11 protein-coding genes are annotated in these 14602 nt (G+C 33.2%); 7 read left to right on the top strand and 4 right to left on the bottom strand.

Annotated elements, in window-relative coordinates; all coding sequences use genetic code 11:
* Positions 1-118 precede the first annotated feature (118 nt).
* From glgB to glgD, 3 genes are read left to right on the top strand one after another with little or no spacing between them, the layout of a single operon-like run.
* The gene (gene glgB, locus DFR78_RS02980; protein WP_114457361.1) at positions 119-2014 is read left to right on the top strand and encodes a 1,4-alpha-glucan branching protein GlgB; all 1896 of its coding nucleotides are present in this window, start codon (positions 119-121) and stop codon (positions 2012-2014) included.
* A 60-nt stretch (positions 2015-2074) separates the two neighbouring features.
* Positions 2075-3256, top strand: coding sequence for a glucose-1-phosphate adenylyltransferase (locus DFR78_RS02975; protein WP_114457360.1), 1182 nt, complete (start codon positions 2075-2077; stop codon positions 3254-3256).
* A complete protein-coding gene (gene glgD / locus DFR78_RS02970; RefSeq protein WP_199505541.1) occupies positions 3253-4407 on the top strand; it encodes a glucose-1-phosphate adenylyltransferase subunit GlgD in 1155 nt (384 codons plus the stop codon). The genes DFR78_RS02975 and glgD overlap by 4 nt, the downstream gene beginning before the upstream one ends.
* A gap of 1 nt (position 4408) precedes the next feature.
* Here glgD and pulA read toward each other — a convergent pair whose 3' ends face one another.
* On the bottom strand, positions 4409-6328 hold the full coding sequence (gene pulA, locus DFR78_RS02965; protein WP_233486954.1) for a type I pullulanase: 1920 nt from the start codon (positions 6326-6328) through the stop codon (positions 4409-4411).
* A gap of 445 nt (positions 6329-6773) precedes the next feature.
* On the opposite strand from pulA, the gene DFR78_RS02960 reads away from it, so the two are divergent.
* Complete coding sequence (locus DFR78_RS02960; RefSeq protein WP_114457359.1) at positions 6774-7640, top strand: glycosyltransferase; 867 nt, start codon at positions 6774-6776, stop codon at positions 7638-7640.
* Positions 7641-8009: 369 nt separating this feature from the next.
* Positions 8010-9617: an alpha-glucan family phosphorylase gene (gene glgP / locus DFR78_RS02955; RefSeq protein ID WP_114457358.1), complete on the top strand. Its 1608-nt coding sequence runs from the start codon at positions 8010-8012 to the stop codon at positions 9615-9617.
* Positions 9618-9726: 109 nt separating this feature from the next.
* On the opposite strand, the gene DFR78_RS02950 is transcribed toward glgP, so the two are convergent.
* The 3 genes from DFR78_RS02950 to DFR78_RS02940 form a co-directional block, all read right to left on the bottom strand.
* Positions 9727-10272: a DJ-1 family glyoxalase III gene (locus DFR78_RS02950; protein ID WP_114457357.1), complete on the bottom strand. Its 546-nt coding sequence runs from the start codon at positions 10270-10272 to the stop codon at positions 9727-9729.
* On the bottom strand, positions 10269-11627 hold the full coding sequence (locus DFR78_RS02945) for a mechanosensitive ion channel family protein (RefSeq protein ID WP_114457356.1): 1359 nt from the start codon (positions 11625-11627) through the stop codon (positions 10269-10271). The genes DFR78_RS02950 and DFR78_RS02945 overlap by 4 nt, the downstream gene beginning before the upstream one ends.
* A 143-nt stretch (positions 11628-11770) precedes the next feature.
* A complete protein-coding gene (locus DFR78_RS02940; protein WP_114457355.1) occupies positions 11771-12679 on the bottom strand; it encodes a GDP-mannose 4,6-dehydratase in 909 nt (302 codons plus the stop codon).
* 293 nt (positions 12680-12972) lie between these two features.
* On the opposite strand from DFR78_RS02940, the gene pgsB reads away from it, so the two are divergent.
* Both pgsB and pgsC read left to right on the top strand, forming a co-directional pair.
* Complete coding sequence (gene pgsB / locus DFR78_RS02935) at positions 12973-14172, top strand: poly-gamma-glutamate synthase PgsB (protein ID WP_114457354.1); 1200 nt, start codon at positions 12973-12975, stop codon at positions 14170-14172.
* Entirely contained in the window at positions 14169-14597 is a 429-nt protein-coding gene (pgsC, locus tag DFR78_RS02930) for a poly-gamma-glutamate biosynthesis protein PgsC (protein ID WP_114457353.1), read from the top strand. Before pgsB ends, pgsC begins: the two co-directional genes overlap by 4 nt.
* The last annotated feature ends 5 nt before the right edge of the window (positions 14598-14602 follow it).

Here is a 14602-nt window from a genome sequence, read left to right as displayed (position 1 = left end):
TTTAGATAAAATAAAGGAAAAATTCTCAAAATAGAGAAATAGTATAATAAGGTATTAGTATTATATAATGTTTAAAAATTTTTGAATTGTTATAGAAATTATTGAAAGGAGGAGATATATGAATTCAGAAAAATATCCAGGTGATTATGATCGCTATCTTTTTCATCAGGGAAGACATTATGAATCATATAGATTTTTAGGTGCACATCCTGTTAAAGAAAATGGAAAACATGGGGTTCGTTTTTCTGTCTGGGCTCCATCTGCAGAAAAAGTTAATGTAATCGGTGATTTTAACAGCTGGGATAAAAGAAAAAATCCCCTCAATAAATTGACAGATTCCGGAATATGGACAGGTTTTGTAGAAGAAGCTAAAATTGGGATGTTATATAAATACTGGATTAGAGGTTACAGAGGTCTAAAAAGAATTAAAGCAGATCCCTATGCTCTAAGACAGGAAAAAAGTCCCGGTACAGCTTCACAAATTTATAAATTAGATAATTTCGGCTGGAATGATAATAAATGGCTTCAGCAGCGAAAAGAAAAAAACCCGTTAAAACAGCCTATTTCTATTTATGAAGTTCATCTGGGATCATGGAAGAAAAAAGATGGTGAACTTATGAACTACCGAGAAATAGCTGATGAACTTATTTCTTACGTAAAAAATATGGGATTTACTCATATTGAATTAATGCCTTTAACAGAATATCCCTATCCTGGCTCATGGGGGTATCAAACTACAGGTTACTTTGCACTGACATCCCGTTATGGAAAGCCAGAAGACTTTATGTATTTTGTAAACAAATGCCACAAAAACAATCTGGCCGTTATAATGGACTGGGTACCCAGCCATTTTTGTAAAGATGATCACGGTCTGCGCCTCTTTGATGGCACACACCTATTTGAAAGCAGTGATCCCAGAAGAGCTGAAAATATACAGTGGGACACACTAAATTTTGACTTTGCTCAAAATGAAGTCTGGAGTTTTCTAATTTCAAGCGCCGATTTCTGGTTTAACACCTATCATATTGATGGTCTGCGGGTTGATGCTGTAAGTAATATGCTGTATCTCAACTATGAAAAGGAAGATGGCCAGTGGGCAGCAAACAAATATGGTGGATTTGAAAACTTAAATGCAATAGAATTTATTAAAGAATTAAACAGAGAGATGTTTAACCGCTATCCCGGTATTTTAATGATTGCTGAAGAGTCAAGTGCCTGGCCTCTGGTAACAGCTCCTGTTCACGATGGTGGACTTGGTTTTAATTATAAATGGAATATGGGCTGGATGAATGACACACTGGATTATATGGAAAAACCTCCTCTATACCGCAAATGGAGCCACAACAATTTGACCTTTTCTATTATGTACACAAATAGCGAAAATTATATTCTCCCTCTTTCTCATGATGAGGTTGTTCATGGGAAAAAATCCCTTCTTGATAAAATGCCTGGAGACTACTGGCAGAAATTTGCTAATTTAAGGCTGTTATACACCTATATGTACTCCCACCCCGGAAAAAATCTTTTATTTATGGGGGGCGAGTTTGGTCAATTTGTTGAATGGAACTTCAAAAATGAACTGGATTGGTTTCTACTGGATTATGATAAACACAGAGAAATTAAAAGTTTTGTACAGGAGTTAAACAATCTATATAAAAAAGAAAAATCCCTATGGGAATTGGATCATGAACAGGATGGATTCCAGTGGATTGAAGCAGATGATTATAAACAAAGTGTTATAAGTTATATACGCAAGTCAGAAAATGAAAAACAGCAGATAATTGTGATATGTAATTTTACACCTGTTCCCAGAGATAATTATCGTATTGGAGTTCCCAGGCCAGGTGAATATGAACTTATATTAAATAGTGATCAAAAAGCTTTTGGAGGTTCAGATTATGAAACTTCTGCCAGAGTCAAAGCCAAAAAAAAGAATTCCCACGGATTTGATTATTCTCTGGACATTAATCTGCCTCCACTTGCTGGCTTATATTTTAAATATAAGCCAAAATAGAAGTAAGCAGCGATAGTTAAAGTTAAATAATAGTTAAGAGCTATAAAAGGAGGTAAAGCTATGGCAAACCCGGAACTTCTAGCAATGATTCTGGCAGGAGGAAAAGGAAGCAGGTTAGGAGTACTGACAAAAAATATAGCCAAACCCGCTGTTCCATTTGGCGGAGAATACAGATTAATCGATTTCCCTTTAAGTAACTGTTCAAACTCTGGTATTGATACAGTTGGAGTACTCACACAGTACAAACCTTTAGTGCTCAATTCTTATATAGGTAATGGAAGGTCCTGGGATCTTGATCTAAACAGAGGTGGAGTTACTGTTCTTCCCCCATATGTAAAAGAAACTGGTGGCTCCTGGTATAGAGGAACAGCTGATGCAATCTATCAAAATATTGAGTTTATAGATATAAATGATCCCGAATATGTTCTTATACTTTCCGGTGATCATATATACAAAATGGATTATTCTCTGATGCTGGATTATCATAAAGAAAAAAATGCAGAAGCTACTATAGGGGTTCTGGAAGTTCCTTTAGAAGATGCCAATCGATTTGGGATAATGAATACAGATAATTCACAGCGAATATTTGAATTCCAGGAAAAACCAGAAAATCCCAAAAACAATCTGGCTTCAATGGGAATCTATATTTTTAAATGGGAAACACTAAAAAAATATCTTTTAAAAGATGCAGAAAATGACGATTCTGATGGAGATTTTGGAAAAGACATTATTCCTGCTATGATTAATAATGATCTACAGATTTATGCATATAAATTTACAGATTATTGGAAGGATGTTGGTACAATTAAAAGTTACTGGAGAGCTCATATGGATCTTCTTGGTGACTCACCTGAACTTAATCTGCACGACAGAAACTGGATTATATATTCGGTTAACCCAAACAAACCTCCACAATATATAGCAGAAACTGCAGAGGTAGACCACTCATTAATAAATAAAGGCACACAGGTTTTAGGAAAAATAAAAAATTCAGTTCTGTTTTTCGGAGTTCTGGTTGAAAGAGATGTAATTATAGAAAACTCTGTAATTCTTCCTAACAGCCGGATTGGGAAAGGCAGTCATATCAAAAACTCCATTATTGGCAGAAATGTTACAGTAGAAGCAAATTCCAAAATAGGTGCTGATAATCAAACAGAAGAATTAAAGATAACTGTAGTTGGAGATGAGGAAACTGTAAAGAAAAATTCCAGTATAAAATCCGGAACGGTGGTGGGAAAATGATGATGACACCAGTTTACAGCAAAAGTGGACCTTATATGAGCAATGTAATGGGTATAATTAATAATGCACTCAATGAAACTTTTCTGGAAAAACTAACAAATCACAGGTCTCTTGCTTCAGTTCCATACGGATCCCGCTACAGACTGATAGATTTTCCTCTTTCTAATATGGTTAACTCTGGCATAACAAATGTGGGAATTCTGCTGGAAAGTAAATATCGGTCACTAATGGATCACATAGGTTTTGGAAAAGCATGGGATTTAGACAGGAAAAGAAATGGTCTCTTTATTCTTCCCCCCGCACATATTTATCAAAACAATAGAGCTTACAAAGGAGATCTGCAGAATTTTTCCAGCAATATAGACTATATAAAGCGGAGTACACAGGAATATGTTATAATAACAAGCCCCAATATTGTCTGTAATATAGACTATCGTGATGCTTTTCAATACCATATAGAAAATGAAAATGATATAACAATTATTTATAAAGAAATGGATGTTTTTCGCCGGGATACTTCCTACACTGTGATAAATACAGATGATAATGACAGGATTATAGATATGAAAGTAAACCCGGATAAAAATTTTTACAAAAAAATTTCACTGCAGAGATATATAATAAAAAAAGATCTTCTGCTCGAAATAATTGATAACTGTATATCAAAAGGAGAATGGGATTTCGTCAAAAATGCCATTATAGGTAATATTAAAAATTTAAAGGTATATGGATATCCTTTTCACTCTTATGCATCAGTTATTAATTCAATAAATGGTTATTATAAAAGTAATTTAGAACTTTTAAAACCTGATGTCTGGCAGGAATTATTTCTAAAAAATGGCTCTATTTTTACTAAACCTAAAGATGAAGCGCCAAGTGAATATAAGGAAAGTTCAATAGCCAGAAATATTTTGGCCGCAAATGGCTGCATTATTGAAGGTGAGGTCAGAAACAGCATTCTATTTAGAGGAGTTAAAATTCATCCAGATTCTTTTATAAAAAATTCAATAATAATGCAGAAATCAGAAATTGGCCCTGGTGCAAAATTGGAAAATGTAATTTTAGATAAAGGAGTAACTATTACAGCCGATAAAGAACTAAAAGGGGACACCAACTATCCAGTTATATTAGAAAAAAATTCTATAGTTTAATTCAGCATCCTGTCAGCAATGCGGCTGAATATATAACCATTGCACTTAGGGGTGGAACCTGTACTTCATCTGAGTAGAAAATCCTTATCGGTTCTGTACCTGCTTCCTTATCATCAACTACAATAGCCCATGTCCTTTTCTGTGGTAAATTAAACTGAGTCCACTTATGATTAGGATTATAAAAAACAGCTACTTTTTCCCAACCATCTCCATTGGCATGGTTATCAATATAAAATCCAACAGTATTAACCGGAGATTGTATAAGCTTAATTTTCTTCCTTATCTCCTCTTTGTTTATCATTCTAAAGGCTGGATGGTGGCTGCGCAGATTTATCAGTCCTTTGATATAATTAAAATGCTCATTATAGGTTGTTTTTCGCTCCCACTTTAACTGATTTACAAATATACCAGAATTATAACTGTTTTTATCACCAAATTTTGTCCTCAAAAATTCTGTTCCCGCCTGAATAAAGGGAACTCCTTGAGAAGTAAATAACACAGCCATAGCCAGCCTGTGCATTTTTCTTCTTGTTTTTTCATCTGCACCCGGACAGGAAAATGCTAATTTGTCCCAAAGAGTTAAATTATCATGTGAGTCAGCATAATTGATAGTTTCTGATGCTTTTTGTGTAAATCCATACAGACTTCTTTCTGGAAATCCGACAGAACCAATTACACCCTCATATATTTCTTTCTCTAAATCTGTTTTCCCCTGAATAAATCCTTTTTTCTGGCCATCATTATCTCCTTTTATTGTATTGCGAAAATTATCATTAAATACTGCAATATCTGTTCCTTTCTGACTTCCTTTTTTAAAAATCTGATGTTTTTCAAGCTGAGGTGGCAGTGCAGTCCAGGGTTCACCATAAATTATAATTGAATCATTTTCTTTTTTTAATCTTTCGGCTGCCTGAAGAATAGTTTTTTTATCAACTGCACTCATCAAATCAAATCTAAAGCCATCAATATGATATTCTCTGCTCCAGTATAAAAGAGAATCTATTATATATTTTCTCATCATAGGTCTTTCACTGGCAATTTCATTTCCAACTCCAGATGCATTAGCAAATTTTCCAAGTCTATCAAAACGATAAAAATAATCTGGAAACAGTATCTCGAAGGGAGAACTTTCTGTTTGATATGTGTGGTTATAAACAACATCCATAATTACACCAATATCATGTGAATGCAGCACTTTAACCATTTTTTTAAATTCATATATTCTGCTTTCATTAGCTGGATTGGAAGCATAGGATCCTTCTGGAACCATATAAAAGAGCGGATCATATCCCCAATTATAACTGTTAATATCCATGTCATCTGCTGTGGCAAAATCAAATACAGGTAATAAATGAACATGAGTAATTCCCAGCTCTTTAAGATGAGCCAGTCCGCTGAGCAGACCTTCTCTGTTTGTTGTGTGCCTCTCTGTAAAAGCAGTGTATTTTCCCTTATGCCTGATACCACTTTCTTTAGAAATAGAAAAATCTTTGACATGCAGCTCATATATAACCGCATCAACAGGACTATTTAGCTCAACTTTTTTGTCATACGACCAGGTAGGTGGAAATACTTCAGAAGGATCTACAATCAGTCCACACCGACTGTTGGTTCCAACAGCTTTTACCCATGGATCGACAAAACTTGTTTCTATTGACTCTTTTTTTAACCTTATTTTATAATAATTACCTTTTATATCTGCAGTAAGTTTTACCTGCCAGGTACCATTAATCGACTGCTCCAGCTTATATTCAGCTACTTTATCTTCAGCTCTGTCATCAGAGTAAATATCAATATATGCTTTCTCTGCAGGTGGAGACCAGATCCTATAATTTATATTTTCTTTATCAAAAGTAAATCCCAGATCATCACCAGAATAAAACATTTTATCCTCATCAACTTCAAAAACATTATATGTCAAAATATCAACTCCTATAATACAAGAAAAATAATAATTTTATCTGATTTGCAAAAACCATAAGCTGAACTTTTAAAAATAATACTTCTGCTATTAAATTAATTATTCTCTATTAATTATCCGTCTCCTTTAAATTACAGCTGCAAATTAAAATATTTCTCAAATTTCTAAATTTTTAGTACTGAAAATTATTATCATGTGTCCACAAAAATGGTATTTGCGGAACATTAGGCATTTTTCGTTAATCAATCTTAATGAGTTAGAGACGCAAATACCCTTTTTGTAGGAAAACCTTATTATAAGGAAATCACTTATTAATTATAGCTAAAAAACAGGTTATTTAACTTTTATGTAGAAGTAATAGCAAATAGAACGGTTCTGATTTGTAATTAAAAAAGATTATATTATAACCTGATATTTACTCAATTTGAAAGGGGGGAGTTTATAAATGGAAGATATTATCAAACATGTAGCTTTTTTAAATCCTCATGGTAATTTTGACAGCAGCGACTGCTGCTGGGGAGAGCATCCTGATTTTAATGGTCAGCTGGTTTATGTTAAAGAAATTGCCCGAGCTCTGGCAGAAATGGGAATAAATGTCGATATTATTACAAGAAAAATAAATGACCCTAACTGGCCAGATTTTTCTCAGCTCTATGACTCATATTCAGACTGCAGTAATTTAAGAATAATAAGGCTCACTTTTGGCGGCAGCAAATTTCTTCCCAAAGAAAAATTATGGCCGCATATTAAGGAATATGCAGACTGTATTTCGGAATTTTATGATGAAGAAGGAAGTTTTCCAGATTTTTTTACATCACATTACGCTGATGGTGGACTTGCCGGAGTCCTGTTAAAAGAAAAAATGAACACCCCTTTCTCATTTACTGCTCACTCTCTTGCTGCACAGGAAATTGACAAATTAGCATCCAAAAAACACAGTTTTATAGAAGGTATTCAGCTTAACAATTTTCACTGTCGTATAACTGCAGAAAGACTTGCTTTAAAATACTGCAGCCAGATTATTGTCAGCAGTGAAGAGGAACGCTTTAAAGAATATGCACATCCATATTATAATGATATTGTAGATGTTGATGACAATAGCAAATTTACTTTACTACCTCCAGAATCCAGCAGCAAAATTTATGATCTTAAATCCCTCAATAAAATTGCTTCAGCTTATCTAGATGCTATAAAAAAAGGTACCTCAAAAAGAGTGAATATAGAAGATGCAAAAATACCATCATACTTTTATTTACCTGACAGTGATAATGAGAAGAAACTGCTCGAGCAATTTAAATCAGAAATTAAATAGGAGTTTCCCCAAAATTTATTTTCAAGCTGCAAAAAGGGGGCTTTAGTCATCAACGAAATTTTTAGATTTATCTAAAACTCAATTCGGGTGTGAAATAGGGCACACTAATCAATGAGTCCTCCTGACTCATGATTAGCTCACTCCATCCTGTAGTTCAACCCTATTTCTTCCTTCATTTCGTTAAGATTCATTGACTAAAAATTTCAATATTCCTGCATCTCCCCTTTTTGCAGCAGTATATAAAAAATGGGGAAAGTCCAGGAAATTAAAATATAGACTTTTGAAAAATAAATGATATAATAAGAAAATGAGAAGTTATTAAAACCAATATATTAACAATAAAACTTATAAGGAGTGAATTTTTTATATATGAACAATAATAAACCACATACAGCTTATTTCTGTATGGAATACGGACTGGACAAAGAAATGAGAATTTATGCAGGTGGACTCGGTATTTTAGCAGGTGATATTTTAAAAGCAGCTAAAGAATACGGGTATCCAATTACTGGAATCGGAATACTCTGGCGCAAAGGTTATACTAAACAACTGATAGGTCAGGATGGAAGGCCTTTTGACCATTACCCCGTAAATGAAGAGATCTACGAACATGCTGTTGATACTGGAGAAACGGTAACTGTAACAATAAGGGATCAGGAAGTAAAATTAAAAATATGGAAGCTGGATAAATATAATAATGCCAGTCTCTATCTGCTTGATGCAAATTTACCTGAAAACAGAAAATATCAGACTATAACTGACCATCTTTATGGTGGCTTTAATGATAAAAGAATTGCTCAGGAAATCATTCTGGGTATTGGTGGTGTAAGAGCTATCCGAAAACTTGGTCTAAATATTGATATTTATCATTTTAATGAAGGCCATGCTGTACTGGCAGGTACAGAACTTATTAGAGAAAAGATGGATTCAGGTAAGGATTTTAAAAAAGCATGGGAAGAAATAAAAGAAAATATTGTATTTACCACCCATACCCCTGTTAAAGAAGGTAATGAAACACACAGCCTTGACAGCCTCAAAAAAATGAGTGCTTTTAATGGGTTAAACAGGGAACAAATGAAGGCAATAGGTGACAGCCCCTTCAGCATGACTGTTGCTGGTTTGAGACTGGCAAAAATTTCAAATGGTGTTTCAAAATTGCACGGTCAAACATCCAGGGCCATGTGGAGTAATGTAAAAGGAAAATCAGATATTATCTCAATAACAAATGGTATTCACCGCGGGACATGGGTCGATAATAGGATTAAAGAAAATATTAATAATCGACAAAAACTCGCTTCAGTTCATCAGGAAATGAAAAAAGAACTGATTAATTTTGTTTTTAAGAAAACAGGCGCAGAACTTAATTCAGAAAACTTATTAATAGGTTTTGCAAGACGGGCTGCACCCTATAAAAGACCAAATCTCATTTTTAGTAAACCTGAGGTTATTGATCCTTATCTTGAAGAAGGAAAAATACAGCTTATTTTTTCCGGAAAAGCTCACCCAATGGATGATAAGGGAAAAGATATAATTGCAGATATTGTTAAAAAATCGAGAGAATTTCCAAACAGTGTTGTCTTTTTAGAAGATTACGACATGGAAATAGCTCATTATCTAACCCGTGGTTGTGATGTCTGGCTGAATAATCCCCGCAAACCACTGGAAGCAAGTGGAACCTCAGGTATGAAAGCAGCTATGAATGGAGTCCTAAATCTGAGCATTTTAGATGGTTGGTGGGTTGAAGGCTGTGAACATGGGATTAACGGCTGGCAGTTTGGAGATGGTTATATGGGAGATGGTCAGGATGAAAGTGATCTTTATGCTCTGCACCGCATCTTATTTAACGAAGTAGTTGATGTTTATTATAACAATAAACAGCGCTGGCAGGAGATGCTTTACGAGAGTATACATTCCACTTATGAAAGATTTTCTGCTGAAAGAATGCTGAAAAGATATTATGAAGAAATGTACAACTAATTTGATAAAATATAAAAAATAGGGTAGGGTCAGCTTTTCAGCTGGCCCTTTATAAATATCTGCTTAAAGCCTTGTCAGCAGATCAAACAAAAAAGTGAGCTTTTTAAGCTCACTCAATAAACATGGCTTCTTTAAGACTAAAAGCTTCATCTTCACCTACTAAATATTTAACTATCTCAAGAGCAAATTCAGCTGCAGCACCTGCTCCTCTTGCAGTAATTAAATTTCTATCCACAACAACTCTTTCTTCACTGTAATTAGCAGATTCCATTTCCGAATCATATCCCGGGTAACTTGTCGCTTCTCTATCCTTCAATACTCCTGCAGCTTCAAGTACGATAGGTGCAGCACAGATAGCTGCTATCAGCCCTTTTTTTGCATTGATATTTTTAATCAAATTCAGCAGTTCAGAGCTTTCTCTCAAGTTGGCCGCACCAGGCATACCTCCTGGAAGAACCACAGCATCAAAATAATAATTGAGAACATCTTTTAATCTTTTATCTGTTTCTATTTTTAATTTATGTGCTCCCTTTACAACATCTGTATCAAGCCCAACTGTAATAACTTCAATTCCTGCCCTTCTTAGAATATCAATACTTGTCACAGCCTCTATTTCTTCAAAACCTTCTGCCAGTGGAATAATTACCATTTTCATTTTTCTTCCCCCTCATTTAAAGAATCAATCCCAGCAGTTGACTTATCTAACTGATTAGTAGAAAATTTGTCTAAAAAATCTTCCGGCAGAGATTTGAGATGATAATCCCTCTGTGGAAATGGAATTTCAATATTATTTTCTTTGAACTTATCCCAGATGGAAAAAAGAATCTTACTGCGTATATTTTGAATACCATTTCTGGGATCATTTATCCAAAACCTTATTTCAAAATTAACTGAACTATCACCAAAATCTTTTAATAAACACACAGGTTCAGGATTATTAAGGATTCTATCTTTATCCTGAGTGGCTTCAAGTATTAATTTTTCTACAAGTCGGAGATCACTATCATATGAAACACCCACAGGAGCATCTACTCTAACCAGCTCATCACTATAAGACCAGTTAATAACTTCTTTTGTAATAAAATCTTCATTTGGAATTAAATATTCTTTTCCCGCTCTAGTTACGATAGAGACAAATCTTGTGTCAAGCTTTTTTACCCATCCATATACATCACTTATTTCTACAACATCACCAGGCTTAATAGATTTATCGAGCAGGATAATGATACCGCTGATAAAATTAGAAACTATTTTTTGCAGTCCAAAACCAATCCCAACTCCTATTGCACCACCTAAAAATGCAAATGCACTTAAATCAATTCCAATACTGCTCAAAGTGAACAAAACTGCTGCTGTGAAAATCAAAAATTTAGCAATTTTATTCAATAAAACTTTTACAGAAGGTGTTAGTCCATCAGTCTTATCAACTCTCATTGTAACAAGTGTACTTATCTTCCCTGCAGCCCAGAAAAGAATGGTAAAAATAATTATACCTTTAAGAATAAGCAGTAATGAAATGCGCAGATTACCACTGCTGAAAGAAAGGCTGTCTAAAAAGGATATTGTTTCATCATAAATATTTAATATCTTTAAAGCTGCTACAGCCCAGATTAAAACTGATAATATTTTATACTCATGTTTTCTTGGCAGGAATATGGAAATAAATTTAATAATTACCCAGGCGGTGATAAGATTTCCTGCAATACTAATAAATAAATTTGGCAATGAAAAAACAAGTGTAATAATGTAATAAAATCCAATAAGAAACATTAAGGTAAATGGATATGATAGTTTATTAAAAATCCATTCTGTTTTTACACTGCTTAGGGGCTTAATTTTATTTACTAAAGATTCTAAATACCTGCGCAAAATCTTACTCAAAAAATAGGCAGCAGAACTGAGTAATAATAAAACTGCCAGTTCGATTAAATTAGAGAAAACAAATAAATTATTATATATCCAGTCAATAATCAGATTGTAATATTTGCTGATCTGTTGTGTATTTAACATAATTATCATCCAATCCAATCTTATTTATAGTTAAAGTGAACCTCTCCCGCTAAATTAAAGTGTAGATTTAAAAGGAGTTTTCTTGCAACATTTTTAATAAAAAGGCTAAAATTTTTCAGCTGTCTAATTATATTCTGGTACATTTAAAGATAAAAACTAATTGTTTCTTCTATCCCTTCTGAAAAAGATGTTTCTGGATACCAGTTTAATTTTTTAGATGCTTTTTTGCTGCTCAAATAACTCTGTTTAATATCTCCAGGGCGCTCCAGTCTGTATTCTGGTTCTAAATCTTTATTTAATATTTTATTAAATAAAGCAGCAGTTTTATTAATTGATATCTCCTTTTCTGTACTAATATTAAATATACCACTGCAGTCTGACTTTAAAGCTGATAGATTTGCTCTGGCAATATCTTTAACATATATAAAATCACGAGTCTGTTCTCCATCCCCATAGATAATAGGCTTTTTATTATGTGACATCCTGTCAGCAAAAATAGCAATTACTCCACCCTCTCCAGCAGCTCCCTGTCTTGGGCCATAAACATTTGCATATCTTAAAATACTATACTGAAAATTATAAAGTCTGCTGAAATTAATAATATAATGCTCTGGTGTATGTTTGGATATCCCATATGGTGAATCAGGGTTTATAGGATGCTTTTCATCTATAGGAAGATATTCTGGTTCTCCATATACTGCAGCTGAAGAGGCATATATGAATTTATTTACAGCAAATTTTTTGGCCATCTGCAGAAGATTTATAGTTCCCAAAATATTATTTTTTGCATCATAAAAAGGATCTTCAATTGAAGTCTGTACATCTATTTGAGCAGCATGATGAATTATACAATCAAAACTGCTGTTTTTAAAAACAGATTCAAGATTATCATTTAAATCGATTTTAATAAAATTAGCTTTTAAATTTATATTACTTTTTTTTCCACTGCTTAAATTATCAAGTATTGTTACATTATATCCATTATCAATTAATAAATCCGTAATATGTGAAGCAATAAAACCTGCTCCTCCTGTTATAAGAATATTATCCATTATTTCCCACCTCAATATCATCTCTCCAGCACAGTATTTTTTATAAAACTTCTGTGCATATATTTATCTTAAATATATACTTCTAGCATCAGATGCTTTTTCCTTTTTATGATACTTTTAATTTTTTATGTATAAATTTTTTCAATTTTTAAATTATAGATTCCAATAAAAGTTAATTTATTTAAAATTCATTGATATATCTTCTTCTTTATAGTAAACTGAAAGTGGGTTCTAATTTATAATATATTATTTTTTAATTTTAAAAACATTAAAATTTAGAAAGGTTTAAACATATGAAATTCATATCAGTTTTAGCAGTAATTTTTATAGTATTAGGAATAATAGAAAGACACAAACATAAAAAAAATCTCTCAAAAATCCCTTATATTATACATATTAATGGAATACGAGGAAAATCATCTACAACAAGATTAACTGCTGGCGCATTAAGACATGCAGGATTTAAGGTTCTTGCTAAAATAACTGGTTCTGCTGCCAGAATTATTTTTTCTGATGGAAGTGAACAGGAAATAATACGACATGGACCACCCAGCATTTCTGAACAAAAAAAAATAGTTCAACTGGCGGTAAAAGAAAACGTGGATGTGCTTGTAATAGAATGTATGGCCATCTCCCCGGAAATCCAGTGGAGCAGCGAAAATTTATTTTTAAATGCAGATTATATGGTAATTACTAATATTAGAAATGATCACCTGGACAAAATGGGCAGCAGTTTAACAGAAATTGCTGATACCATATGTTTAAGTCTGCCTTACAATGCTCATGTTGTATCATCAGAATATCATCTTTACAGCTTTATTAAAGAAAAAGCTGAAATGCGCAATAATCAATTTATTTCAACCAGAGATATTATTTTTTCTGAAGATGAACTAAAAAAATTTGATAAACAGGTTTTTTCAGATAATGCTGCCTGTGCTCTTAAAATTGCCCGGCATTTTGGAATAGACAGGAAAACTGCCTTAAACGGAATGTACACTGCATCTGAAGATCCAGGCAGTTTAAAATATTATCATTTAGAAGAGAAAATGAGAAATATAGTTTTTGTTAAAGCTTTTGCTGCCAATGACAGGGATTCGACAGAAATAATATGGAAGCGTACTGCTGAAAAAATAAAGAAATTTTCTGTAGATAATCCACAGGTTTTTGCTCTAATCAGCCACCGCAGTGATAGAGCATTCCGGCTTAAAGAATTTGCTGACTTTCTAACTGTCGAAAATAGATTTGATGGGTATATTTTGAGTGGGGCATTAAAATTTCGCCAGAAAAGACTATTGAAAAAAAGAACAAAACAAAAAAAACCTATTTTGAAACTGCATCTTTTTAATACATTCTATACATACAGACATCTTTCTGCTTTTTTTAGTAAAGTTAAAGAAGATAAAGATATAATAATATTTGGCTGTGGAAACATACATGGTGATGCAGAAATAATCTCTGAATTTTTTGAAAAATATGGAGTTGAATTAAAATGATAATAGAATCAGTGGGAATAGGAATTTTACTGAGTTTTATCTTTACAGAAATAACCGGTTTTTACACAGGAGGTATAATTGTTCCCGGATATCTTGCTTTTTTCTGGCAGGCTCCATACAGAATTTTAGCAACTGTACTGACATCTCTATTAACCTATTATTTTGTGAAATTTTTATCAAATTATGTTATTATGTACAGCAGAAGGAGATTTACTGCCTGTGTTATTATTGGTTATCTGATTGGCTGGTTTTATAGATCACTTTTTATTGAATATTTTCCAGTAAGCGAAGATTTAAGAGTCATCGGTTACATAATACCTGGTCTGCTTGCAAATGATATGCTGAGACAGGGTATTACTGCAACATTATCCTCTCTAGCTGTTGTTTCAATTTTTGTTAGGTTGTCAATGATGTTATTTGTTTAAAGGAG

Source organism: Halanaerobium sp. MA284_MarDTE_T2 (assembly GCF_003337245.1).
Lineage (GTDB): Bacteria > Bacillota > Halanaerobiia > Halanaerobiales > Halanaerobiaceae > QPJE01.
The sequence above is the reverse complement of the archived record's forward strand: the minus strand, read 5'-3'. Positions and strand labels throughout refer to the sequence as shown.

Excerpts from the sequence above, each read along its gene's own strand:
- glgB (WP_114457361.1), top strand. The coding sequence starts at position 119 with ATGAATTCAGAAAAATATCCAGGTGATTATGATCGCTATCTTTTTCAT.
- DFR78_RS02975 (WP_114457360.1), top strand. The coding sequence starts at position 2,075 with ATGGCAAACCCGGAACTTCTAGCAATGATTCTGGCAGGAGGAAAAGGA.
- glgD (WP_199505541.1), top strand. The coding sequence starts at position 3,253 with ATGATGATGACACCAGTTTACAGCAAAAGTGGACCTTATATGAGCAAT.
- DFR78_RS02960 (WP_114457359.1), top strand. The coding sequence starts at position 6,774 with ATGGAAGATATTATCAAACATGTAGCTTTTTTAAATCCTCATGGTAAT.
- glgP (WP_114457358.1), top strand. The coding sequence starts at position 8,010 with ATGAACAATAATAAACCACATACAGCTTATTTCTGTATGGAATACGGA.
- DFR78_RS02950 (WP_114457357.1), bottom strand. The coding sequence starts at position 10,272 with ATGAAAATGGTAATTATTCCACTGGCAGAAGGTTTTGAAGAAATAGAG.
- DFR78_RS02945 (WP_114457356.1), bottom strand. The coding sequence starts at position 11,627 with ATGTTAAATACACAACAGATCAGCAAATATTACAATCTGATTATTGAC.
- DFR78_RS02940 (WP_114457355.1), bottom strand. The coding sequence starts at position 12,679 with ATGGATAATATTCTTATAACAGGAGGAGCAGGTTTTATTGCTTCACAT.
- pgsB (WP_114457354.1), top strand. The coding sequence starts at position 12,973 with ATGAAATTCATATCAGTTTTAGCAGTAATTTTTATAGTATTAGGAATA.
- pgsC (WP_114457353.1), top strand. The coding sequence starts at position 14,169 with ATGATAATAGAATCAGTGGGAATAGGAATTTTACTGAGTTTTATCTTT.